This window comes from Streptomyces sp. NPDC027189 (assembly GCF_055566975.1).
Genome location: NZ_JBVHRI010000005.1, coordinates 73201 through 97935, shown reverse-complemented (window position 1 = coordinate 97935; position 24735 = coordinate 73201). Strand labels below are relative to the sequence as shown.

General features: G+C 70.6%; 18 protein-coding genes and 1 pseudogene. 9 read left to right on the top strand and 10 right to left on the bottom strand.

Annotated elements, in window-relative coordinates; translation table 11 throughout:
- Positions 1-43 precede the first annotated feature (43 nt).
- The gene (locus ACZ4RZ_RS14030) at positions 44-490 is read right to left on the bottom strand and encodes a MarR family winged helix-turn-helix transcriptional regulator (RefSeq protein WP_467744464.1); all 447 of its coding nucleotides are present in this window, start codon (positions 488-490) and stop codon (positions 44-46) included.
- Positions 491-605: 115 nt separating this feature from the next.
- Between ACZ4RZ_RS14030 and ACZ4RZ_RS14025 the strand changes: the two genes are divergently transcribed.
- Entirely contained in the window at positions 606-980 is a 375-nt protein-coding gene (locus ACZ4RZ_RS14025) for a cupin domain-containing protein (RefSeq protein ID WP_467744463.1), read from the top strand.
- A 227-nt stretch (positions 981-1207) separates the two neighbouring features.
- Here ACZ4RZ_RS14025 and ACZ4RZ_RS14020 read toward each other — a convergent pair whose 3' ends face one another.
- Both ACZ4RZ_RS14020 and ACZ4RZ_RS14015 read right to left on the bottom strand, forming a co-directional pair.
- Positions 1208-2182, bottom strand: coding sequence for a DNA polymerase Y family protein (locus ACZ4RZ_RS14020; RefSeq protein ID WP_467744462.1), 975 nt, complete (start codon positions 2180-2182; stop codon positions 1208-1210).
- Positions 2179-5604 carry a DNA polymerase III subunit alpha gene (locus tag ACZ4RZ_RS14015; RefSeq protein WP_467744461.1) on the bottom strand — a complete coding sequence of 1142 codons (3426 nt, stop codon included), beginning with the start codon at positions 5602-5604 and terminating at the stop codon, positions 2179-2181. Before ACZ4RZ_RS14015 ends, ACZ4RZ_RS14020 begins: the two co-directional genes overlap by 4 nt.
- A gap of 277 nt (positions 5605-5881) precedes the next feature.
- Between ACZ4RZ_RS14015 and ACZ4RZ_RS14010 the strand changes: the two genes are divergently transcribed.
- Positions 5882-6400 (top strand): P-loop NTPase family protein, encoded by a 519-nt coding sequence (locus tag ACZ4RZ_RS14010; RefSeq protein WP_467715966.1) that lies wholly within the window; start codon positions 5882-5884, stop codon positions 6398-6400.
- A gap of 465 nt (positions 6401-6865) precedes the next feature.
- On the opposite strand, the gene ACZ4RZ_RS14005 is transcribed toward ACZ4RZ_RS14010, so the two are convergent.
- The gene (locus tag ACZ4RZ_RS14005; protein WP_467744460.1) at positions 6866-9613 is read right to left on the bottom strand and encodes a helix-turn-helix transcriptional regulator; all 2748 of its coding nucleotides are present in this window, start codon (positions 9611-9613) and stop codon (positions 6866-6868) included.
- Between the two features lie 460 nt (positions 9614-10073).
- On the opposite strand from ACZ4RZ_RS14005, the gene ACZ4RZ_RS14000 reads away from it, so the two are divergent.
- The 7 genes and pseudogenes from ACZ4RZ_RS14000 to ACZ4RZ_RS13970 all read left to right on the top strand — a co-directional run.
- Entirely contained in the window at positions 10074-10334 is a 261-nt protein-coding gene (locus ACZ4RZ_RS14000; protein WP_467744458.1) for a hypothetical protein, read from the top strand.
- Between the two features lie 282 nt (positions 10335-10616).
- On the top strand, positions 10617-12875 hold the full coding sequence (locus ACZ4RZ_RS13995; RefSeq protein WP_467744457.1) for an FUSC family protein: 2259 nt from the start codon (positions 10617-10619) through the stop codon (positions 12873-12875).
- Between the two features lie 355 nt (positions 12876-13230).
- Positions 13231-14145 carry an MBL fold metallo-hydrolase gene (locus tag ACZ4RZ_RS13990; RefSeq protein WP_467744456.1) on the top strand — a complete coding sequence of 305 codons (915 nt, stop codon included), beginning with the start codon at positions 13231-13233 and terminating at the stop codon, positions 14143-14145.
- A 22-nt stretch (positions 14146-14167) separates the two neighbouring features.
- The gene (locus ACZ4RZ_RS13985; RefSeq protein WP_467744454.1) at positions 14168-15658 is read left to right on the top strand and encodes a carboxylesterase/lipase family protein; all 1491 of its coding nucleotides are present in this window, start codon (positions 14168-14170) and stop codon (positions 15656-15658) included.
- A 60-nt stretch (positions 15659-15718) separates the two neighbouring features.
- The gene (locus tag ACZ4RZ_RS13980; RefSeq protein ID WP_385276454.1) at positions 15719-16102 is read left to right on the top strand and encodes a RidA family protein; all 384 of its coding nucleotides are present in this window, start codon (positions 15719-15721) and stop codon (positions 16100-16102) included.
- 86 nt (positions 16103-16188) lie between these two features.
- A complete protein-coding gene (locus ACZ4RZ_RS13975) occupies positions 16189-17037 on the top strand; it encodes a hypothetical protein (protein ID WP_467744452.1) in 849 nt (282 codons plus the stop codon).
- A gap of 325 nt (positions 17038-17362) precedes the next feature.
- Positions 17363-17650: pseudogene (locus ACZ4RZ_RS13970) on the top strand (FAD-dependent oxidoreductase); the annotation flags it as partial.
- Positions 17651-17796: 146 nt separating this feature from the next.
- Here ACZ4RZ_RS13970 and ACZ4RZ_RS13965 read toward each other — a convergent pair.
- The 6 genes from ACZ4RZ_RS13965 to ACZ4RZ_RS13940 form a co-directional block, all read right to left on the bottom strand.
- Positions 17797-18879, bottom strand: a complete 1083-nt coding sequence (locus tag ACZ4RZ_RS13965; protein WP_467744450.1) for a S1 family peptidase — start codon at positions 18877-18879, stop codon at positions 17797-17799.
- 297 nt (positions 18880-19176) lie between these two features.
- Positions 19177-20121, bottom strand: a complete 945-nt coding sequence (locus ACZ4RZ_RS13960) for a slipin family protein (RefSeq protein WP_467744448.1) — start codon at positions 20119-20121, stop codon at positions 19177-19179.
- Between the two features lie 146 nt (positions 20122-20267).
- Positions 20268-21167, bottom strand: coding sequence for a S1 family peptidase (locus ACZ4RZ_RS13955; protein WP_467744447.1), 900 nt, complete (start codon positions 21165-21167; stop codon positions 20268-20270).
- Between the two features lie 262 nt (positions 21168-21429).
- Entirely contained in the window at positions 21430-22212 is a 783-nt protein-coding gene (locus tag ACZ4RZ_RS13950) for a DUF1684 domain-containing protein (protein WP_467744445.1), read from the bottom strand.
- Positions 22213-22216: 4 nt separating this feature from the next.
- Positions 22217-23602, bottom strand: a complete 1386-nt coding sequence (locus tag ACZ4RZ_RS13945) for an NtaA/DmoA family FMN-dependent monooxygenase (RefSeq protein WP_467744444.1) — start codon at positions 23600-23602, stop codon at positions 22217-22219.
- Positions 23599-24717 carry an LLM class flavin-dependent oxidoreductase gene (locus tag ACZ4RZ_RS13940; protein WP_467744442.1) on the bottom strand — a complete coding sequence of 373 codons (1119 nt, stop codon included), beginning with the start codon at positions 24715-24717 and terminating at the stop codon, positions 23599-23601. Before ACZ4RZ_RS13940 ends, ACZ4RZ_RS13945 begins: the two co-directional genes overlap by 4 nt.
- Between the last annotated feature and the right edge of the window lie 18 nt (positions 24718-24735).

The following is a 24735-nucleotide window of genomic DNA, read 5'->3' as shown; positions in this document are numbered from 1 at the left end:
CTTCCAGTGGTAACCAGGGGCAGCGGTCGCAGCCTACGAACCGTCACCAGGCGGGCCTGATAGGACCGTAGGGCGCGATACGCACCAATCGGTCACGCAACGCGCGCATTTCACCCTCTCCGAGTAGCCCACCCCACGTCCGCACGACGTCGGCGGCCGCCTCCTCCGCCGCGCGCGTACAGGCCCAGCCGCGCTCGGTCAGCACGACCAGCCGGGCACGCGCGTCGTCGGGATGCGGGCGCCGCTCGACGTACCCCTTGCGGACGAGCTCCTCGACGAGCTGACTCGCCGCCTGCTTGGTGACCCCGAGGTGGGCGGCGAGGTCGGTGACCGTCGCGCCGTCCGGGGCGAGCCGCGCGAACGCGAAGCCGTGCGCGGGCCGCAGCCCCTCGAACCCCCGGGCGACCACGCCCTCGTGAATACGTTGCGTCAGCTCACCGGCGACGGCGAGCAGCGCGGCGGACAGGGCCATGGCCTCGGAGTTCTGCACGCACGCATTGAAACACCCTTGACGGATTGGTCAAGCAGCTTGACCATAGGAGCGTCAGGCATGGTCAAGCAGCTTGACCATCTCCTCTTGCCCATCCACCTGCCCGGAGGCACCCGTGCCCGTCATCCGTCCGTCCGAGGCCGTCGTCCACGAGATCCACGGCGCCCGTTTCATCGCGCACGCCACTCCCCTGAGCGGCAGCAAGGAGCTGTGCGCCTGGCGCGGCGAGATACCCGCGGGGACCAAGGCCCCCGTCCACACCGTCAACCGCGAGGAGATCTTCCATCTCCTCGCCGGCGAACTGCTGATCACCCTCGACGACCGCACCGAGCGGATCGCCGCGGGCGACACGGTGATCATCAACCCGGGCGCCACGCTGGGCGTCGAGAACCCGACCGAGGAAACCGCGATCTCCTGGGTCACCACATCCATCGGCCTCCAGGCGGAACTGGCCGACGGCTCGGTCCTCACTCCGCCGTGGGCGAACTAGGGAGGCCCTACGGGGTTTCTCGCCCCCTCCGCCCCTACCCTCCCCCACTCTCGGCTTCGCTCGAGCGGGGGGACCCCCATCGTCCCTGGGGGCTGCGCCCCCAGACCCCCGCTTAAAAAGACTGCACAGTTCCCCGCGCCCCCAAAAGGGGCGCGGGGAACTGCGCGACCAGCCCTCGCGGGCAGCGGCGGCGGGGGCGAAAACCCCGTAGGGCCGCCGCATTCCCGTCACGCCGCCAGCGTCCCCGGCCCGATCACATGCGGGCCGAACTTCGCCCTGGCTCTGTCCGCGACCTCCTCGATTCGGCGGACCTTCTCGTCCACCGGGTCGAAGGTGAGCTGGTAGGAGGCCTGTTCGGCGGGGGTCAGCCCCTCGGCGCGCAGGGCGATCGCGCGGACTCGGGCGCGCTGGAGGCCGAGCGCCTCGTACATGCGGTACGCGGTGTCGGTGAGCGTCGACGAGTGTGCGGTGGGCTCCTTGAGCGTACGGCTGCGGGTGGTCGCGGAACGGTCGGCGTAGCGGACGGTGAGGGTCAGCGTGCGGCAGACCTTCTCCAGGGCGCGCAGCCGGGTACCCAGCTCCTCGGCGGCCGAGAGCAGGGCGCGGCGGTGCCGGGACGGGTCCAACTCGTCGCGGGAGAAGGGGCGTTCGGTGGCGAGGGAGCGTGAGGTGGCGTTCGGGACCACCCTGCCCCGGTCGATGCCGGACGCCCTCTCGTGCAGCTCGCGGCCGGCCCGGGCACTGGTGAGGCGCTGCAGTGTGGACAAGGGTGCGGCGGCGACCTTGCCGATGGTGTCGAGGCCGTACTCGCACAGGATGCGGGCGGTGGCGCCGCCGATTCCGGGCAGCGCGGCGACGGGCCGCTCGGCGAGGAACTCCGCGACGGCGTCCGGCTCTGCGGGCACCACGCGGGTCACCCCGGGCGCGGCGTCCCGCAGGGCCATCCGCGCGAGCATCGGCCCCGGCCCGGCGCCGATCACGCAGTCGATCCCGTACAACGCGAGCGCCCGCACCCGGATCAGCGAGGCGAACTCCACGGCACCGCGCCCGAAGTACCGTTCGGCGCCGCGCAGATCCAGCAGCGCGCCGTCGGGCGGCAGCGCCTCGATGACGGGGGTGAACTCCTCGAGGAGCCCGAGGAGTTGAGGCAAGGCCGCCTCGTACATCGGAGGCAGCTGGAAACGTACACAGAGGATGGTCATCCCGCACTCCCCGGACTCTGGTGCCACAACTTCTTTCCCCCCGCGGGCCCTTCGCCCGCGGGACGCAGATCGGCCCAGGGGTGCATCTCGAACCCCGTGGGCATGCGGATCTTCCGGCCCGCAGCCGGATCGCCGTCATCGGGCTTCTCCGGCACGGGCTCCGCCAGCCGCGCCGCCACCACGTCGAGGCCGCCCTCGGTACGCAGCTCGACCAGCTCGGCGAGGTTCCAGGCCGCCGCGCCCACCACGCTGAGGCTGCGCGGGCCCCGGCGCTGCACCACCCCGCGCACCAGCAGCAGCCAGGAATGGAAGACGGTGTGGGCGCAGGCGTCGTGCGAGTCGTCGAAGAAGGCGAGGTCGACCAGGCCGGTGCCGTCGTCCAGGGTGGTGAAGATGACGCGCTTGCCGGAGCGGATCGGCGGGGTCTGGGTGGCCGCCTTGGCACCCGCGACCAGGACCGTCTCACCGTGCCGCGCCTCCCGCAGCCTGCGCGCCGTGACCACGCCCAACTCCCCCAGGAACTCCCGGTGGTCGTCCATCAGATTGCGCGAGGCGTCCATGGAGAGCACACCCAGCTCGGCACTGAGCCGCTCCGCCGAGGAGAGGTCGGGCAGCCCGGCGGAGGCGGTCTTCCGCCCTCCGGCCAGGGGGAGTTGGTCCCCGCCCGCACCCCGGGAACCCCGATGCAGCTCGGTCAAGTGCAGTTGCAGATCACGGCGGTTGGCGCCGAAGGAATCCAGCGCACCGACCTGCGCGAGCCGCTGTGCGAGCGGCCGGCTCGGCCGGGCCCGCTCCCAGAAGTCGAGCAGCGAGGCGTACGGCTGCCCGTCCGCGATCCGCGCGGCCTCGGCCTCACTGATGCCGTGCACGTCGGAGAGCGCCAGGCGCACCCCCCACACCCCAGATTCAGACACCAGTTCGATACGATGTGCGACCGCCGACCGGTTCACGTCCAACGGCAGGATCGGCACCCCCCGCCGCCGCGCGTCCGCGAGCAGCAGCCGCTTCGGGTACATCCCGGGGTCGTGCGTGAGCAACCCCGCGTAGAAAGCCGCCGGGTGATGGGCCTTCAGCCACGCCGACTGGTACGTCGGCACGGCGAAGGCCACCGCGTGCGCCTTGCAGAAGCCGTACGACCCGAAGGCCTCGACGATCTCCCAGGTGCGCGCGATGGTCTCGGCGTCGTACCCCTTCGCCGCCGCGTGCTGGGCGAACCAGAAGCGGATCCGCCCCTGCGACTCGAGGTCGGAGAGCCCGCGGCGCACCCGGTCCGCCTCGTCGCGTCCGCAGCCGGTCATGATGTCGACGATGTCGATGATCTGCTCGTGGAAGACGACGACTCCGTACGTCTCCCTCAGCGGCCCCTCCAGATCCGGGTGCGGATAGCGGATCGGCGCCCGCCCGTGCCGTGCCTCGATGAACGGCCGCACCATGTCGGCGGCGACCGGCCCGGGACGGAAGAGCGAGATGTCGACGACGAGGTCGTGGAAGGTCGCGGGCTGAAGCCGCCCGACCAGGTCCCGCTGGCCCGGCGACTCGATCTGGAAGCAGCCCAACGTCTCGGTGGACTGGATGAGCCGATACGTCGCCGGGTCGCCCGGCGGTACCGCGTCGATGTCCGGCCGTTCCCCCGTGGCCCGCTCCACCTCGGCCACCGCGTGCGCCATCGCGGACTGCATCCGCACGCCCAGTACGTCGAGCTTGAGCAGCCCGAGGTCCTCGACGTCCTCCTTGTCGAACTGCGACATGGGGAAGCCCTCGCCGCTGGTCGGCATGACCGGCGTACGGGCGAGCAGGGAGGCGTCGGAGAGCAGCACCCCGCACGGGTGCATGGCGATTCCGCGCGGGAGCGCGTCGAGAGCCTCGACCAGCTCCCACATCCTGCCGTACCGCTCCCCTTCTCGTTGAAACTCCCTTGCCAACTCCCGCAGTTCGGGCAGTTCGTCCATCGCCGCCCGGGCGTCGCGGGCCCTGATGTGCGGGAAGGACTTGGCGATCCGGTCGATGTCGGCGGGGTCCATGGAGAGGGCGGCGCCCACATCGCGGATGGCGTGCCGCACCCGGTAGGTCTCGGGCATCGAGACGGTCGCGACCCTCTCGGTGCCGAACCGGCCGATGATCGCGCGGTAGACCTCCAGGCGGCGCGCGGACTCCACGTCGATGTCGATGTCGGGCAGCACCGAGCGGCGCTTGGACAGGAAGCGTTCCATCAGCAGCCCGTGCTCGACGGGGTCGGCGTGTGCGATGCCGAGGAGGTGGTTGACGAGGGAGCCCGCACCGGAGCCGCGCGCGGCGACCCGGATGCCCATCTTCCGTACGTCGTCCACCACTTGAGCGACCGTCAGGAAATAGGAAGCGAAGTTGTGATGGGCGATGATGTCCAGTTCGCGATGCATCCGCTCCCAGTAGGCACGCCGGTCGGCATAGCCGCGCAGCACCATCCCCGCCGCCGCCCGGGAGGCCAGGGCCCGCTGGGCGGTGCGGCGGCCGGCGCCGACCAGGTGCGGTTCGGGGAAATGGACGGTGCCGATACCGAGGTCGTCCTCGGGGTCGACGAGGCACTCGGCGGCGGTGGCATGCGTCTGTTCGAGCAGGCGGTACGCGGTGTCGCGGCGGTAGCCCGCGGACTCGACGATCCGCTCGGCGGCACTCAGCATGGCGGCCTCGCCCTTGAGCCAGGCCTCGCCGGAGTCCAGCTCGCGCCGGGGGTCGACGGGGACGAGACGGCGGGCGGCGTCCAGGACGTCGGCGACCGGGCCCGCGCCGGGGTCGGCGTACCGCACGGCGTTGCTGAGCACCGGCCGCACCCGCTGCTCGGCGGCGAAGCCGACGGTGCGGGCGGCAAGGCGCAAGGAGCCGGGGCCCGTACCCGTGCGGCCGTGCCACACCGCTTCCAGGCGCAGAGCGTCGCCGTAGATCTCCCGCCAGGGCGCGAGCAGCTTCGCGGCCCGGTCGGGGCGCCCGGCGGCGAGCGCGCGGCCGACGTCGGAGACGGGGCCGAGCAGGACGGTCAGGCCTTCGGCGTGGTTGTCCGACCAGGGCAGCAGCGGCTGGCCCGCGTCTCCCGCATGGACCGCCGTAACGATTCTGCACAGGTCGGCCCAGCCGGCCGCGCCGTCCCGGGCCAGGAAGGTCACGCGCGGTGTCGACTCATCGATGAAGGCACCGCCACGCACCGGAGTGCGGCGCCGCTCCCCCCGTACGGGCTCCCCGACCGCCACCTCCGCGCCGAACAGCGGACGGATGCCCGCCTTCGCGCAGGCCTTGGCGAACCGGACCGTGCCCGCGAGGGAGTCCCGGTCGGTGAGGGCGAGGGCGTCCATGCCCCGCTCGGAGGCGCGCTCGGCCAGCCGCTCCGGGTGCGATGCCCCGTACCGCAGGGAGAACCCGGAGGCGGTATGCAGATGCGTGAACCCTGGCACACGCACCTCCCGCACCCATGGGCTCCGACGAGCCCTCGAACACCAGTTCCCAACTACCTCACCCCCACCATAGACCAATTCTCGAACTCTTGTGCGAAATCCATTCGAGCCCGTCCCACCTGCGCAAACACCGGGCGCGGTGTGACGGAGCACGACAGTTTGCGAATGGAGCACGCTGACTCGCGAGCCCTTTGGAGTCGTTGCATTTGGTGAGTCGGTGGTGGCAGGTGAGGAGCGCAGGAGCGTTCCTCCCAGGGCGCCGGGATAGGGTGCACCCGTGGAACGGATCTTGGTGGTGGGTGTCACCGGTGCGGGCAAATCCACGCTCGCCCAAACCGTGAGCAGTCGTCTGGGCGTGCCGTACCACGAGATGGACGCGCTGTACTTCAACGGCCCCAACTGGGCCATCAACAACAAGTTGACCGAGGACGCATCAAGGCTCACCGCCGAGCCTCGCTGGATCATCGACTCTCTCGGCTATCCGGAAGTCCGTGATCTGCTGTGGGACCGGGCCGACACCGTGATTTGGCTGGACTATGCCAAACGCGTCATCATGCCCCGCGTACTGCGCCGGTCCATCCGGCGCACCGTCACACGCGAGGTCCTCTTCGGCGGCAACAGGGAAACCTGGACGGACTGGCTGAGCCGGGAACACCCGGCCTGGTGGTCCTGGTCCCAACACGGGGCCCGCCGCCGCGAAGTCGAGCGCCGTGTCCGCGATCCCCGTTTCGCCCCTCTCGACACCCTCCGCTTCGGCCACCCCAATGACACGGCGGCCTGGCTGGCATCCCTCTGACCCGGCGGGCCAGGCCGCTGGGGCGTAGCCCTTTGTGGTGTGAGGTGGACTCTGGGCGCAACGCCGGGCGGGGTCCGCAGCCGACGCAGGACGCGGCACCTCGTGCGGAACAGCGCCCTTTACGTCGAGGACCGGATCGAGCACGTCGATCCGGTCCTCTCCGCCGTCTCGTCGGCGCTGGTGGGTCCGCAGTTGTCGGCACGGTCGTGGCTGCAGGTGTAGGGGCGTGAAAGGCAGGCCAGGGCTCGGACGGCTCTCACGCCCCCCAAGGGCACAGGCGCAGGGGGTAGGACGCCCGGGTGAATCCCTTGTGCGACGACGAGCTCATGTGACCGCTCGTCGTCGCGCTCCACGAATCTGTCATGCGGAATCGAGCCGCGGGTATCCGTCAGCCGACTGCAGCGCGACGGGCGCCGCCCGGCAGGCGGCACGCTCGTCAGCGCGCATCCGGGGCAGACTCGGCGCTCAGCCCTGGACGCCGGTACCCGACAGGGTGCCTTCGACCACGTCGCGGAGCTGTGAGCGGGCGGTGATGCCCAGCTTGGGGAACACCCGGTAGAGGTGCGAACCGACCGTGCGCGGTGAGAGGAACAGCTTTTCCCCGATCTCACGATTCGTCAGACCGCGGGCCGCCAGCTGGACGATCTGCTGCTGCTGGGGGCTGAGTTCGGCGAAGGCACTGGGCACGACGTCGCCGGCCTCGATGCCGGCGGCGCGCAGTTCTGCCTTGGCCCGCTCGATCCACGGCCGAGCGCCCAGCCGCTGGAAGGTTTCCAGGGCGGCGCTCAGCAGCGGACGGGCCTCGGCGATACGGCGTCGCCGCCGGAGCCATTCCCCGTAGTCGAGCTGTGTCTGCGCCCGTTCGAACGGCCACTGCTCACCTGCATCGTCCGCCAGTGCCGCCTGGAAGTACGGTTCCGCGTGCTCCGGTTCGGCGAGCAGGGCGCGGCCCCGGTCGATCAGTGCGGTGAGCCGTGCCGACATGCCTGTACCGAGGCGCCGCGCCGATCGCTCCAGCAGTTCGGCGGCGTGCTCCTGCTGTCCTCGGCGGACGGCCGCCGCCGCCAGTTCGGCCAGGACGGTGTAGGAGACGTGGTAGTGAACCGGATCGCCGTCGTCGGTGAACGCGGAGCGGAACTGTGTGTACGCGGTGTCGTAGTCGCCCTCGGCCACCGCCGCCAGGCCCAGGGCCCGACGCGCGAAGACCGCGACGGAGCGGCTTTCCAGCGGGTCGACAAGGGCCAGCGCCTGCTCGGCTCTCCGTCGTGCGTCGGCCGGCTCGCCGAGCAGGGCGAGCACCGTGGCGTCGAGTGCCTGGGCACACGCCTCGGCGTGGTCGAGTCCGGCCGACGATGCCATGGCCGCGATGTCGGCGGCCACCGAGCGGGCCTCGGCCCATCGGCCCTGCTCCAGGCGGGTCCAGCCGGCCGCGCATCCCAGTCCGTCCGGGAGCGGTCCATGGGCCTGCCACTGGTCGAATGCCTCGTCGAAGGTCCTGGCGGCGAGGGTGGTCTGGTCGAGCAGCCAGGCGACGATGGCCAGCGCGGTCAGGCGACTGGCGTCGCCCTTGGCCTCGGCGATGAGCCCGGGCAGCACCGGTGCGAGGGAGGCTCCTCCTGCGCTGCTGGGGTCGGAGACGGCCAGTACCCAGGCGTGCAGGGCCGCTCCGGCGGCATCGTCGGGCATGCGGGAGAGCAGGCTCTGGATCTGCCGCTGTTGGGACTCCTCGCCCGAGTAGTAACGGACCACCGCCGCCGCGGCCAGCGCGTCGAGTACGAGGGGCGACCGGGCGTCCGCCGCCTCGTCGGCGACACGCATGAGCAGGGCGAAGGCTGCTGTGTGATGGGGGCCCAGGGACATGAGCTGTCCGGTGGCCAGCGCGGCTTTGCCCAGCAGTGCCTGGTCGTCGGTGCACTCGCGGACTGCGGCGGCCAGGTGTTCCACCCAGCCGAGTTGACCGGTGAAGACGGCGGTGGCAGCGGCTTCGGTCAGAAGGCGCGCCCGGTCCTCGCGGCGCGGGCTGAGCTCCGCGGCGCGCTCCTGGGCCGCGGCAGCGGCCGCGAAGCCACCTCGGCGCCGGGCCCGGTCGGCCGTCTGCTGCAGGGCGGCCGACACGTCCTGGTCGGGGCGTACGGTCGCGGCGGCGAGGTGCCAGGCGCGGCGGTCGGGCTCCTCGCACAGCAACTCCGCGAGAGCGAGGTGGGCCCGGCGGCGTTCCTCGAACGACGCGGCATGGTAAACGGCGGAGCGGACGAGCGGGTGACGGAAGGAGATCCCGGATCCGTCCTGGCGTACGAGACCGGCCCGGTCCGCGGGTGCCCATGCCTTGTCGTCCGCCTCGGGAAGTCCCACGGCCGCCGCCTGAGCGTCCGCCGCGTCGGCGGCCGCGAGCAGCAGCAGGATGCGGCGGGTCGGTTCCGGCAGGTCCGCCGCGTGCCCCGCGAAGATCCGCTCCAGTCGGTCGGTGACCGGCAGCGGGCCCTCCACGCCACTGCCCTCGGGATGCCGGATCGCGGTGGCGTGGGCGAGTTCCACCAGGGCCAGCGGGTTGCCGGCCGCCTCCTCGAGGATCCGCACCCGGGTTCGGCCGGTGGGCGGCGTGGGCTGCCGGTCCAGCAGCCGGTTGGCCGCCTCGGCGTCCAGCGGGCCGAGTTCGAGGCGCTCGTATCCCTTGTCGAAGCCGGGCAGCGCGGCCGCGGTGCGGACTCCGACCAGCAGCGTGACGGGCTCGCTGTCCATGCGTCGCGCCACGAAGGAGAGAACGTCCAGTGATCCGCGGTCGATCCACTGGGCGTCGTCGACCACCACCAGCAGCGGGGCGGTTTCCGCCAGGTCCGACAACAAGGTCAGAACCGCCAGACCGACGAGCATCGCGTCGGGAGTCTCCACACACTCCTCGAGTCCCAGGACGGCACGGAGCGCGGAGCGCTGCCGCGACGGCAGGCCCTCCGCTTCACCGAGTACCGGGCGCAGCATCTGATGAAGACCGGCGAATCCCAGGTGCGCCTCGGATTCGCTCCCCACCGCCCGCAGCACTCGGCCACCCGCACCCCGTGCGCGATCGGCCGCGAGGTCGAGCAGCGTGCTCTTTCCGGCACCGGGGTCACCCGTGACGATCAACACGTCGCTGTTTGACCGATCAGCGCCCACACGCCGGATGATTTCTGCGGTCTCGGTTTCTCGGCCCACCACCGCCAGACCGGAATTCCGCATCGAGCGCTGGTCCCCACGAGCCCTTCCATCGTTTTCCACGGATGCTCCAGGGAATCGAGATACGCCCAGATACTAGCGTGAGGGAACCGCGGCAGCGCACCGCAGGAGCGGCGTCGAACCCGCTCAAGAGCACTCAGAGCGCAGTCGTCGTCCGGGGTATTCCGGCCATGGCATCCATGGAGTTCTCCCAGACCGCTCGTTCATCTTCGCACCGTCACGGCATCGGGATCGTCACGGCGGGACAACCGGCAGGCGTATACGCCCCGCCCCTGTGGACGAACGGCACCGATGCAGTCACGTGACGCATACCCCGGCTGTTCGTCCAGCCGCAGAATCGTGAAGCGGGCACGGCCGCGCCTTTCCGGGTCGGCGGGCAGGAACGGCCGTGCGTCGCCGGTGGTGTCGTGCCATCGAAGACGGGGATCACATAAACCGTACATTCTGACCGGAAGGCGCTGTCATGGTCACTGGACGCTCGTGGCTGGTCGGACTCGGGTTCCGTACGCCATGCGGTCGGCTTGTACGCCACTTCTACGTAGTCGACGGCATGGCCGATCCGGAGCAGGCCCACGAGGCAGCTCTTGGGCGGGCGAACGACCCGAGCGAACGCGCAGGGCGCGGAAACCTGCGGCCCGACGACGGCTGTGTCGAGATGCGCCGAGTGTCGCGCGACCCTCTGGGCACCTGGCGGCTGTCCGTCCCAAGTCCGTGCACTGCCTAGCCCCCTGGAACCGTAAGCCATCGTCGACGGGTGCGGGCCCGTCCGGCGCCGCGCGGTCGTCAACGCCGACAACGGACGCCTTGTCTCCTTTCGCCGTCCATGCCACCGCGAGCTACCCCACGGTCCTCCACCTGCGTGCTGCAGAACCTCCGAGAGCAGTCACCTGACGCATACCGGACGGAACCCCCGCGTACCGAGACTGGCCACGCGAGTGGTGGCCGGCCAGAACCTCGAGACACCCCTCGCGGCCGTGCACCCGCGAAAGGACCTACGGAGATCACCATGGTGGCAAGGACAACGGCATCGCTGTGGGACCGCTTCGCCGCCTTTGACCCCGGGCTCATACGTCTGACCTCCGCGATGCGCGCCGTGCTCGGCACAGCCGCGGCCCTTGCCGTGCTGACAGCGCTGGGAGCGCCCGAAACGGCGCTGGTGGTCGGCGGCTTCACCGCGATGACGACGCCACTGGCGATCAGCGACCTGCATCCGCGCAACCAGCTCATCACCCTCGGACTCGGCGCTCCGCTCTCTCTCGCGTCCCTGGCCTCCGGAGCCGTGCTGACGCCGTACCCGACGGCAGCCAAGCTGATCTTTTTGGTGGTGATCTACCTCGCCGTTCAGGCCCGCCGGTTCGGCCCACGAGGGCTGGGCCTGGGGATCTTCGGTTTCATGGCCTTCCTGCTGTCTCAATTCACCCAGGCCCGAGCAGACCAGCTTCCGCAACTCGGGGCGTCGGTACTTGTGGCTTTCGGGGCCGTCACGACCGTGTGGTACTGCGCCGGCCCCATCACGGCGGCCGGAGCTCTGAGGCGGCTGCGGCACGCATTCGACGTGCGTCTGCACGACGTCCTGCGGGACACGGCCTCGATGGTCGCCACCGGGCAGGACGACGGCACCCGGAGCCGCTCGTTGCAGGACCGCCTCGACAGACTGCACGCATCCGTGCTGCTGATCGAGGACTTTCTCGACGAGCGCGCCGTCGACGAGGGCACCGAGGCCCTGCTGCGGCACATTGGTCGTGTGGAGGTGGCCGCGCAGCGCCTGGCCGTACTCACGGTCCGCGTGGTCCGCACACCGGAGGCCCGCAACGATCTGGCGGAACGGACGGCGCGACAGCGGCTCGCGCAGCGGATCCGGGCTCTCCGGCACCAGCTCACCGTGGGAACGGCCTGTGCATCCGAGCAGTGCGAGGAGAGGCACGAAGGCGGCCCGGCGAACCGGCCGACCGGCTCCGCACATGTGCAGGACTGCTTCCCCGCGGTCGACGAACTCGCCGCAGCCCTGCGGGTTCTCGGCCCACGCGGCCGCCCGGCAGGGTTCGGGACACCTCCTCACAAGCCCGCCCCACCAACCCTCGGGTCGGTGCGGCACAGGGACACAGACACCGAAGGCCTGAAGCGCCAAGCCACACGTCAGGCGTTCCAGGTGACAACGGCCTCGGCCCTCGCCGTCACGGGCGGTCATCTCCTGTCTCCGCACCTGTGGTATTGGGCCGTCGTGGCTGCATGGGTCGTCTTCATCAGGACCGAGAGCACCGGCGAGGTGCTGCTGCAGAGTGTCCGGCGACTGGCGGGCACTGTCCTCGGCGTGGTGTTCGGCTACGGCCTTGCCGCCCTGGTCGGCGGAGACGGCCCTGTCCTCCTGATCCTGCTTCTGCTGTGCATGTTCGGGATGTTCTACACCCCGTCACAGGCCTATTGGGCCGTGACGTTCTTCATCACCGGCACACTCAGCATGCTCCTCGCGCTGATGGACACCTTCTCGACGCAAGTGCTGCTCCTGCGTGTCCAGGAGACCGCTCTGGGAGTGTCCTGCGGGATCCTTGCCGCCGTCCTCGTACTTCCCACCACGGTCCGCCGGGCCAGTGACGAGGAGCTGGTCGGTTTCCTGCGCGTCCTCGACCGCCTCCTTCGGGGCATCGCGTCAGGAAGCACGGACGCGGAAACCACGACGAGCTGGGTCCGCGCGGCACACGACCTCGACCAGGCACTGGAGTCCTTCCGCAAGGCCTGTCTGCCTCTCACCCATCCGCTCAATCCGCAGCGCGGCCGACGTCACCACGCCCGCCACCTGCTGGAACTTCTTGAGGCCGGCGCGTACCACGCACGGAGCCTGGCCGCCACGGCCGAGCGTCTCCCGGCGGGCCATGTCTCGGAATGCGCCCCCCGCCTCACTGCTGCGGCCGACCGTGCCCACGAGACCGTGGCCCACCTGATCCGCGTCACCGGCCATCGACCGGGAATCTCCTCGCACACGGCACGCCCCAGGGTCGTCAGGGCACTGTCCCTGCTCTCGGAGGAGCGGCGTGTGAGCCGCAGCCGGCCGTCGCCGGAGTATCGCCTGCTGCTGCACATCAATCGCCTCGACGCGACCTTGACCGCGCTTGTGCGAGCCTTGGAGCCGCTCATCTCGGACCCCGGCCGCACCACCATGGTCCCGTCCGAGAGCGTTGACATCCCGTCGCCGCACGGGCCGGCCCCGGCTGCCGCGGTGCACTGCGTCGATCTCGCGGACGAGTGCGAACGTGCCCAAGCCGTCTGACACCCCGGCAGAACGCATCACGGGGTGACCGCACACCCTTGCATTTCGCTGATCGACAGGCATCAAAGCCGCCGACGTGAAAGGCAGGGACGGCCACCGCACACGACACCGCCGGCAAGCAGTCATACGGATCCGGCTGCCGTCTCGTGAACGCGGCGAGGTAGCCACGTGCTCGTCCACGAGGTATCCAGGAATGGAACTCGGAACGGGGAGCCGCCTCGCCTTTCACCGGGCCTACAAGAGGAAACGCCCCGTGCTCAGAGCTGTACAAACAGGTGCAGTCACGTGACGGATACCGCGCCCGCTGGGGCCGCTCGTACGGTTGAGTAAATCCTCCGAATTCCAAGGAAATCCCATGGAACAGATCACCCTCGGCAATGTCTCCATCACCCGGGTCTGGGAATACTACGGTTCCGTCGAAATGGAGCCCCACGCCTTCTTCCCGGAAAGCTCGAAGGAAGTCTGGGAAGCCGGTAAAGACTGGCTGGCCCCGGACTTCCTGGACCCCGAGACCAACATCGTGAATTCCGCGATCCAGACCTGGCTGCTGCGCAGCGAGGGCAAGACCATCCTCGTCGACACCGGCGTGGGCAACCACAAGGACCGTCCCTACGCCCCGGTGTGGAACCGTCTCGAAACGGACTTCCTGGCCAACCTCGCCCGAGCCGGTGTCCAGCCCGAGGACGTGGACATCGTGATCAACACGCATCTCCACATCGACCACGTCGGCTGGAACACCTACCTGGACGGGCGGCAGTGGGTGCCCACCTTCCCCAACGCCACCTACCTGATGCCGAAGGACGACTTCGACTTCTGGAACCCCGAGAACGGCCACAAGCCGCTGCTCGGCCGCGGCAACCAGAACGTCTTCGAGGACAGCGTGGCCCCGGTCCACCAGGCCGGCCAGACGCAGCTGTGGGAGAACAGCCACCAGATCGACGCGAACCTGCGCCTGGACTTGGCTCCCGGGCACACCCCCGGCTCCTCCGTGCTGACCCTCACCTCCGGGACCGACCGCGCGGTGTTCGTCGGCGACATGCTGCACAGCCCGGTGCAGATCCTCGAACCGGACGCCAACAGCTGCTTCTGCGAGGACCCCGCGGGCGCCCGAGCCACCCGCCGCAAGGTGCTGGGCTGGGCGGCCGACAACAACGCCCTCGTGATCCCCGCCCACCTGGGTGGCCACGGCGCCACCGAAGTCGTCCGCGAGGGCAGCACCTTCGCCATCAAGGGCTGGGCCCCCTTCACCCCGTACACCGAGCAGGGCTGAAGCCCGCGGAAAGGCACGAGAAATGAGCCACCACCCCGAACCCGTCGTGACCACCGCGCAGGGAGCCGTCCGCGGTCTGCGCCAGGACGACATCCGCGCGTTTGTGAACATCCCGTACGCCGCCCCGCCGGTCGGCGCCGGCCGGTTCGCCCCGCCGCAGCCGCACGAGCCGTGGGACGGCGTACGCGACGCCACCGTGCCCGGCCCCAACGCGCCGCAGTCCGAGCGCAAGCTCGGCAGCATCGACATGGCCCCCTACTTCGGCACCGGCTGGAGCCGCGGCGAGGACTACCTCACCGTCAACGTGTGGACGCCCGCCGCCGCGCAGGGCGACCTGCCCGTGATGGTGTTCGTCCACGGCGGCGGGTTCGTCGCCGGCTCGACGCGGTCCGCGATGTACGACGGTTCCGCCTTCGCCCGTGACGGCGTCGTCCTCGTCACGCTCAACTACCGGCTCGGCATCGCCGGGTTCCTCGACCTCCCCGGAGCCCCCGCCAATCGCGGCCTGCTCGACGTGGTCGCCGCGCTGCGCTGGGTGCGGGAGAACATCGCCGCCTTCGGCGGTGACCCGCACAACGTCACCCTCTTCGGCCAGTCGGCCGGGGCGACCGTCGTCAGCGGCGTCCTCGCCACCCCTGAGGCCGCGGGCCTTTTCCGCAGGGCGATCGTGCAGAGCGGCAGCGGCCTGGGCGCGTTCACCACCGAGCAGGCCGCCCGCGTCACCGCTGCGGCCGCCGAGGTCCTGGGCGTCAAGCCGCACGCGGACGCTTTCGCGGAGATCTCTGACGAGCGGCTTGTGGAGGCCGCCTCCAAGCTCGCGGGCATCGACCTGCAGACCGCCACCCACCACGACCCGCTGATCGGCCTCAGCCCCTTCAGCCTGGTCATGGACACCCAGCCCGCCGAAGCCGTCGCCGCCGGACACAGCTCCGACGTCGACCTGCTCATCGGGACCAACACCGAAGAGGGCCTCCTCTACCTGGTCCCCGTGGACAAGTACGCCTCCTCGACCGCCAAGGACGTGGACGACACGGCGGCGCGCTCGCACCCGAACCCGGCGCAGCTCGTCGAGACGTACCGCAAGACACGTCCCGAGGCGTCCTACGGCGAACTGCGCTCCGCCATCATGGGCGACGCGCTGTTCGGCGCGGGCAGCAGGGCCCTGGCCGGCGCCCATGCCGCCCACCCCGAGTCCGCGACCTTCGCCTACGAGTTCGCCTGGCGCTCGCACGCCCTGGACGGAGAGCTCGGCGCCACGCACGCGGTCGAGCTGCCCTTCGTCTTCGATCTCACGCACCTGCCGCAGCTGCACGGCCCCGCCGCCCTGCTCGGCCCCGACAAGCCCCCGGCGGATCTCGCCGCCGGCATGCACGAGACCTGGATCCGGTTCGCCACCACCGGCGACCCCGGCTGGGACCCGTACGGCACCGAACGCAGGGCCACGATGCACATCGACGCCGAGTGGACCCAGATCGACGACCCCCGCAGCCGGGAACGGCAGGCCTGGAGCTGACGCCCGTACGGTTTCGCCTGCTCACCCTCTTCAAGGAACACCACCGTTTCAAGGAACACTGTGACCAGAACCGTCATCACCACCGAGAACGCCCCCGTCCTGGCGGCCCCGCTGTCCCAGGGCATCCGCAAGGGCCCCGTCCTGCAGGTCTCGGGACAGCTCCCGTTCGATCCGGACACCGGAGAGGTCGTCGGCACCACGGTCGCCGAGCAGACCGCACAGACCCTGCGCAACGTCACCGCCGTACTCAAGGCGGCCGGCGCGGGCCTGGAGGACGTCGTGATGCTCCGCGTCTACCTCACCGACCCCGCCCACCTGCCCGAACTGAACGAGGCGTACGCGGCTGCCGTCGGCGAACCCTTCCCCGCCCGCACCACCGTCTACATGCAGCTCCCGCCGGGACTGCTCGTGGAGATCGATGCCCTGGCAGTCCTGGACGACTGACTCGGCCACGGAGCAAGGCCGGTCTGGCGCGGTCCCGGGGACCGCGCCAGACCGGCCTCCATCCCTGAGAGCGGAAAGGGGGCACGATGGATGATCGCCTGTCGAGGGCGTGCGTCAACCTGAGGGTTGCACCGGTGGACCTGCTGGACGCCTTTTGCTCCCTGTCGGGGCGCCCTTCACCGCCCTCCGAGCCGCATCCGGTACGCCGGGCCTACGGGCAAGTGCTCCACGCGGTGGCCTCGCTGCCGCTGGGCGCGCTGCAGCCGGGCGACGTGCGCGCGGCCACCGAGGTGCGCGCCGGCCTCCTGAACGCCGACGTGCCGCCCGCGTCCGACGCGGGCGCCCGCTGTATCCAGCACACGGTCGACGAACTGGGTCCCGCCGGCCTGTGGACGCTGGCCCGCAGCACCGCCATGACCCGCGACGACCTCGCGTGGGGCGCCGGCGCGACCCTCGCACGGGAACGCCTCGCACAGCCCGACCCTCTGGACGAACTCGCCGCACAGGCCATCGTGGACGAAATCGCCGAACGGACCCCATGCCAGTGGGGCCGTCACCACACCGACGCGGTCCGTGCCGCGCTGTACCGGACCCTGGCCGACCTCGCCGACGTCCTCCTGGAAGTGTCGGAGTCCACCCCGACACCCCTGCGCTGGACCACCGACGACGACGGAAGGCGCGCCTCAGCCGTGATCGGCGAAGTGGTCCACGACGTTCTGGTCCAGAAGGCGGAGAACGCACCCTCCGCCGCACAGCCCGTCTGGCACCACCCCTCGCCCTCTGCCGCACGCACCGCCTGGCAGTGGCGCATCACGAACGGACCGACGACCGGCCGTGCCTCCCACGGTTGCGGACCCTTCCCTTCCGCGCTCGCGGCCCGGCACACCGCCGAGTGCGCGATCACGGCACTCACCGCCGGGAGATGCAGCCTGTGAGGGATCGGGCACGTGGCCCCGTGCCGACGCCCACACCGCCCTCCCTGACGGTTCGTTCCGGCCTCCCCCGCCATCGACGCTTCCGAGTGGCCCGACTCCCTCACCGACGCCGACCGGCGTGCGCTGTCTCCGGTGTTCTGGAACCCACGTCAGCCCCTGCGGTCTACTCGGTCCGGACATGAACAGCCACCTCGACCTGGACCCGACCGCCTGGGCAGTCACCGCGCGCGGCCCACGCGGCCCCGAGGAGACACCGGCCGCGCTGTTCTTGCTGGAACGGCATGAAGCTTTGCTGCCTGGTTCGCGTCGAACGCAGGGTGGTGGCATGAGCGACTTCGACTTGATGCAAGCCGGTGAACGGACCTGGGATGTCGTGGTGGTCGGAGGCGGCGCCGCCGGCCTTTCGGCGGCCTTGAACCTGGCTCGGCGCCGGTCGGTGCTGGTGATCGATGCGGGCGAGCCCCGCAATGCTCCGGCCGTCCATGTCGGGGCCCACGGAATCCTCGGCCGTGATGGTATCTCCCCGCTGGAGCTGCTGCGGCTGGGGCGGGAGGAGGTCGTCTCGTACGGCGGCCGTGTCGTCTCAGGCCGGGGCGCGCAGATCCACCGGGACGGCGCGGCTTGCGATCACGCGCAAACAACCGTGCTCTGTCACACCGGGCGCGGGGCGTCGGCGTCGGCCAGCCCCGCGCCCCGCACACACCAAAGCCCCGCCCCCGCACAAGGCGGGAACGGGGCTCCGTCGGAGGGTGCCGGCCGTCAGCCGATCTGGGCGCCGAACGTCGAGAGCGCCTCGGTGATCGGCTGGAAGAAGGTCTCGCCGCCCGAGGTGCAGTCGCCACTGCCGCCGGAGGTGAGGCCGATCGCGGAGTCGCCGTCGAACAGCGAGCCGCCGCTGTCACCGGGCTCGGCGCAGACGTCGGTCTGGATGAGTCCGTTGACGATGTCACCGTTGCCGTAGTTCACGGTGGCGTCCAGGCCGGTGACCGTGCCGTCGTGCACGTGGGTCGTCGAACCGCTGCGGGTCACCTTTTCGCCGACGGTCGCTTCGGCCGCCTTGGTGATCTTCTGCGTGGAGCCGTTGTAGAGGTCGACCTCGCTCGGGTGGTCGACGTTCCCGGTGTACTTGACCAGGCCGAAGTCGTTGTCCGGGAAGCTGGACTGCTCGTTCGTGCCGATCTGGTTGCCGCTGGAGTCCGACCAGGTGGAGATCGCCTCGGTGCAGTGGCCGGCGGTGATGAAGTACGGCTGCCCGTCCTTGACCACGTTGAAGCCGAGCGAGCAGCGCCCGCCGGAGCCGGTGATGGCGTCGCCGCCCGCGATGAAGGGCTTGAACTCCCCCTTCGTGCGCTGGAGTTCGGCCTTGGCGCCGAGACCGTCGACGACCTTGGTCAGCTTCTCCAGATCGGCACCCTTGACCGTACGGTCCGCGGTGACGACGACCTTGTTGGTCGCCGGGTCGGTCGCCCAGGACGTGCCGGGGATGGTCGCGTCCTCCTTGAGCGCGGTACGGGCGCTCTTCAGCTCGGCGAGGGAGTTCTCGACGATTCTGGCCTTGGCGCCGGCCGCCGCAACGGTCTTGGCCGCGCTCTCGTCGAGCACGTTGACGACGAGGTGCTGGGACTTCGCGTCGTAATACGTTCCTGCCGCGTCGGCGCCCAGGTCCTTGCCGAGCGTCGAGGCGAGCTTTCCGGCCGCCGCGATCGAGAGCGTGTGCGGCGTGGGAGCCTTGGGAGCCTCACTCGCGTTCGCAGTCTGGAAGGTGACTCCGGCGGCGACGAGTGCGGCGATGCCCGCACCCGTCATGACGGCACGCCGCTTGGGTATGCGTCGATGCTTCAACTCACGTCCTCCTGTGGGGGGTCGGTCGCGGAGGTTGTGGGGACCCCCGTAACCGGAAGGCGTACGGACATGGACCTGGCGCACGACAAAAACTCGCGCCAGAACGCATCAAGCCGTGTCCATGCCAGTTGTCGCGGCCCACTATTCCGAGACGCACAGGGGGCGCACAAGGTCGACTTCAGGACGCGCGTACGCCAACGGGCGTACGCACCCTGCGCCTTGACGGTGCGTGGTCACACCACGTCGGTTCCCTGTGCAAACACTGCGTGCGCGCGACGGTCGTACAGCCTGTGAGGTCTAGTCCTGTCTCGTTTTCGAGCCCTCGGCGTCCTGATCCAAGGAGGCGTCCAGCGACGGGGGTTGCTCCTGCACCGGTTGCTGAACCGCGGGCGGTGCCTGCTCGGGTGCCGGGGCGGCCGGCTGTTGCGCCTGCTCCGGTACCGGGGCGACCGACTGTTGCGCCCGCTCGAGGAAGCGCAGCAGCTCCACCGGGAAGGGCAGTACGAGCGTGGAGTTCTTCTCCGCCGCGACGGCCACCACCGTCTGCAGCAGCCGCAGTTGGAGCGCCGCGGGCTGCTCCGACATCACCCCGGCGGCCTCCGCCAGCTTCTTGGAGGCCTGCAGCTCCGCGTCCGCGTTGATGACCCGGGCCCGCCGCTCGCGGTCGGCCTCGGCCTGCCGGGCCATCGACCGCTTCATCGTCTCCGGCAGCGATACGTCCTTGATCTCCACGCGGTCGATCTGCACACCCCAGCCCATGGCCGGGCTGTCGATCATCAGCTCCAGGCCCTGGTTGAGCTTCTCGCGGTTGGACAGCAGATCGTCCAGGTCGCTCTTGCCGATGATCGACCGCAACGAGGTCTGCGCCATCTGCGAGACCGCGAAACGGTAGTCCTCGACCTGGATGACCGCGTCGGCCGCGTCCACGACCTTGAAGTAGACGACCGCGTCGACCCGAACCGTCACGTTGTCCCGTGTGATGCCCTCCTGGGCCGGCACCGGCATCGTCACGATCTGCATGTTGACCTTACGCAGCCGGTCCACGAAGGGCACGACCATCGTGAACCCGGGCCCGCGCACCTCCGAGCGCAGGCGGCCCAGCCGCAACACCACGCCCCGTTCGTACTGTTTGACGACGCGGGCCCCGGCCATCGCATAGACCAGCCCCACGGACGCGACGGAAACTCCCGCCGCCACCAGTTCCTCGACCATCACGGCCCCCCAGGGTCCGAAGTGGCGCATCAGGCGTGTACAGCGCGTACTTCGACGGTAACTCCGTCACCTGACCAAGGGCGAGCCCCCGCACGTCAGTTGCGTGCGGGGGCTCGCCTGCTGCCGGCTGCAGGTCTGGCCGTGCGGAAGCCGTGTGGGGGAGAGCAGCCGGTCGGTCAGCCGACGCTCACGCCGTAGTAGTTCAGCGCCTCGACGACCGGCTGGAAGAAGGTCGTACCGCCGGAGGTGCAGTTGCCGCTGCCGCCGGAGGTCAGACCGTAGGCGACGGAACCGGCGTAGAGCGGGCCGCCGCTGTCGCCGCCCTCGGCGCACACCGTGGTCTGGATCATCTGGTAGACCACGTCGCCGCCGCCGTAGTTGACCGTGGCGTTCAGGGCGGTGACCCGGCCGCTGTGCGTGCCGGTGGTCGAGCCACGCCGGTAGACGGTCGTACCCACGCTGGGCGTGGCGGCGCTGGTGATGGTCTGGCTGCCGACCGCGCTCGGGTGGGCGATCGAGGAGTTGGTGTAGCGGACCAGCGCGAAGTCGTTGGTCGGGAAGCTGTAGCTGACGTTCGTGCCCAGCGTCGTGGTGTGACCGGAGTTGGAGTACCAGGTGGAGGCGACCTCGCCGCAGTGGCCGGCGGTCAGGAAGTAGTAGGTGCTCCCGCTGTGCACGTTGAAGCCGAGCGAGCAACGGTACTGGCCGCCGTAGATGGCGTCGCCACCGGTGATCAGCTTCTTGAACTTGCCGGGGGTGTGCTTGATGGTGAGGGCGGCGGCGTTGCTGCCCGCGTCCTTCTTGATCTTCGCGATCTCGGCCTTCGAGACCGTGCTGTCGACGGTGACGACCACGCGGTTCGTCTTGGCGTCGACCGCCCAGGCCGTGCCCGCGACGTCGGACTTCAGTACCGACTTGTTGACACTGCTCAGCTGAGTGGCGCTGAAGGTGTGGACGTCGGACGCGTTCGCGCTGGGGACCGCGAACGATGCGGCGGCCACGAGGCCGGTGGTGACGGCGATCAGCCGGGTCCGTCTCGTTATGCCGCTGCGGGGAGTGGTGCGCTTGATCCTCACGTTCGTCCCTCCGAAGGGAAGTCGGGGGCCCTCGTGTCGTGGGGTAGGGGCCCGTGAGGCGCAGCCGGGGGCCGCCCATCCGGATTCCGGACAAGCCGTGCCCCTGACAAGCGCTGTGGGGGAGTATTCGGCTGCACGGCCAAGCGGCGCAAGGGCACCTTTCGGCCGTGCAGCGTTCAACTTGCTGACGCCCCAGGGCAGTTGATCTTCGGCCCCCGAAAAGCCCCGGAGCCCCCACGAACCTTCGGAAGTCCCGGCAGCCTCAGCGCAGGTGGCGCTCCCCCGCCGCGATGGCCGCGCCCAGCGTATTCCCGGACGGCGGGAAGGGGCAGATGAAGTGGTCGGCGAATGCGCACGGCGGAAGCACGGCCCGGTTGAAGTCCACCGTCGTACGCCCCTCCGCGTCGGGCGCCGCGGGGCGCAGGAACCGGAAGCGGTAACTGCTGTCCCCGCTGGTGGCGTCGGCGAAGACGGCCCACAGCGAGCCGTCGCTCTCGACCGACACCTGGAGCGTGAGGTCCTCTCCGTCCAGGGTGAAGGCGAGGACACCGCCGAGCCCGAGGCCGCGGGAGACTCCGTCCGCGTTCTCCACGCGTACGGTGCGGTCCTCGCCGTACGGCGTGAAGTGCCCCGGCACCGACCAGCGCGGATCGTACGGGGTCGCCTCGATGCCTTGGAAAGCCCCCCGCGCGGGTGCGGCGGGGTCGTAGTCGCGTACGCCCCAGATCCCCTCGCGCACCAGGACGACGAACCGGCGCTCGCCGCGCCCGACGCGGGCCCCGGCCGCCGGCCCGAGGTCGGCGTCGAGCACGACCTCACCGGTGAAGGGCTCCCCGTCGACGGTGAGTCCGTCCTCGGCCGTCGCCGTCAGGACGACCGCGTCGTCCTTGGCGGCCCAGTGCCCGGGGATGTCCGGAAGTCGCCCCTCCGGATAGTCCTCGATCCAGTGCGTGCCCGTGAGCGCCAGCGGTCCGTAGGGCGCGGACACCGTCTCGGTGCGGTGCTCGTGCCAGTGCTTCCAGTCCTCGGATGCGTCCGTCGTCATGTGATCAACCCTTCCATACGGGCTGCGCCAACCCGAGGTGTGAGCGCAGCGTCGTGCCCGTGTATTCCGTGCGGAACGCGCCGCGCTCCTGAAGCAGCGGCACCACCCGGTCCACGAACTCGTCGAGTCCGCCGGGTGTCAGATGAGGTACGAGGATGAAGCCGTCGGCGGCGTCCGTCCGGACGAACTCGTCCAGCTCGGCGGCGACCGCCTCGGGCGTGCCGATGAAGGACTGCCGCCCGCTCGCCTCGATGACGGTCTGTCGGATGGACAGGCCCTTCTCGCGCGCGAGGGTCCGCCATTTCTCGGCGACCGCGAGGGGGTCACCGACGCGCACCCGGCCCTGCACCAGGGTCGACTCGGGGACCGGGTCGATGTCGGGGAGGGGGCCGTCGGGATCGTACGAGGAGAGGTCGACGCCCCAGATCTGCTCCAGGGTGAGGAGCGCGTTCTGCGGCGAGACCTGCTGCCGCCTGATATCGGCCGCCCGCTCCTGCGCCTCGGCGGCCGTGTCACCGAGCACGAAGGTGACCCCTGGCATGATCTTCAGGTCCTCGGGCGCCCTCCCGTACGTCGCGAGCCGCCCTTTGACATCGGCGTAGAACACGCGGCCCTCCTCCAGCGTGCCGTGCCGTGTGAAGACGACGTCGGCGGCGGACGCGGCGAACTCGCGGCCCTCCGGCGAGTCCCCGGCCTGGATGACGACGGGGTGCCCCTGTGGCGAGCGCGGCACGGTGAACTCGCCCGCGATGTCGAAGTGCCGCCCACGGTGCGCGAAGGGGCGGGGCAGGCCTTCGGGCGTCCAGGAGTCCCACAATTCCCGAGCCGTCGCCACGAATTCGGCGGCGCGGGTGTACCGATCGGCGCGGTCGAGATAGCCCCCGCGCCGGAAGTTCTCCCCGGTGAACGCGTCCGACGACGTCACCACGTTCCAGGCGGCCCGGCCCCCGCTGAGGTGGTCCAACGAGGCCAGTCTGCGGGCGAGCTCGTAGGGCTCGTTGAAGGTCGCGTTGACCGTGGCCGCCAGGCCCAGTCGCTCGGTGACGGCCGCGAGCGCGCTCAGCACGGTGCGGGACTCCGGGCGTCCCACGACGTCGAGATCGTGGATACGCCCCTTGTGCTCGCGCAGCCGCAGGCCCTCGGCGAGGAAGAAGAAGTCGAAGAGCCCGCGCTCGGCGGTACGGGCGAGATGCTCGAAGGAGGCGAACTCGATCTGGGACCCAAAGGAGGGGCGGCGCGATGGGGGTCCCCCCGGGCGTTCAGCACCGGGGGAGCCTCCTGCCGGGGTGGTGGTCGAGTGACGGGCGGGAGGGTCGGCCCAAACGGTGGTGTTGTTGACGCCGGGGAAGTGGGCGGCGAGGTGAATCTTTTTGCGAGGCCGTACGGTCATGACGCTCCCCCTGCCACGACGTACTGGTTGGCGGGCCGGGCAAGACCCAGGTGTTCCCTGAGCGTGCTGCCCGGATAGAAGGTGCGGAACAGACCGCGGTGCTGGAGCAGCGCGACCGTTCCGTTGACGAGCCGCTCCAGGTCACGGCGCGGTTCGACGGGCGTGAGGTGGAAGCCGTCGGCGGCGTCGGCCCCGTGCCAGGTGGCGATCAGCTCGGCGAGGTCGACGGGGCCGCCGCGGTACAGCGGGCCCTGCGCGGTCTGCCGGGGCCCGCCGCCGCCGTGGCCCGGCTCGGCCGCGCGCTCGCCGTCACCGAGGTCGACGGTGAGCCCGGCGAGGACGCGCAGGTCGTCGGGGTTTCGCCCGAACTCGGCTGCCGTGTGGCGCAGTTCGTCCCGTACGGCACGCGCCCGGGCCGGGCCGGCGACGCGGACGAGCGCCACGTCGGCGTAACGGGCGGCGATCCGCCGGGCCGGTCCGTCGGTCGCGTCGACGACTCGTATGGGGTGGCCCTGCGGGGGCCGCGGCACGATCGAGGGCCCCTTCACGGAGAAGGTGGCGCCCTCGAAGTCGACGTAGTGCAGTTTGTCCCGGTCGATGAAACGGCCCGTGGCCTCGTCGCGTATCTCGGCGTCGTCCTGCCAGCTGTCCCAGAGCCGGGCGGCCACGTCGGCGACTTCGCCGGCCTCCTGCCACAGCGCGTCGGCGGACGGGGGTCCCCCCTGCTCGAGCGGAGCCGAGAGCTGGGGGGAGGCGTGGCGCCGGCCGAACAGCCGGGCCTCCCCCTCGGTCGTCGACACGTCGATGTGCCAGCCGGCCCGGCCGCGGCTGACCCAGTCGAGGGTCGCGACGGCCGCCTGGACGTGGAAGGGCTCGGTGTGCGTGGTGGTGACGGTGGGCACCAGACCGATCCGGTCGGTGGCGGGCGCGACCCGCGAGAGCACGGCGAGCGCGTCGAGCCCGGGCCGCGCGAAGGTGTCGCCGAGTGTCACGAAGTCGAGCGCGCCGCGCTCCGCGAGTCGCGCGAGCTCCACGTGCGAGGCGGCGTCGAAGGCCGCCTGCTGATCGAGGGCGGCGGCCAGGTGCAGAAGCGTCCGGCCGTGCGGTGCGGTCATGCGATGAACCTTTCTGAG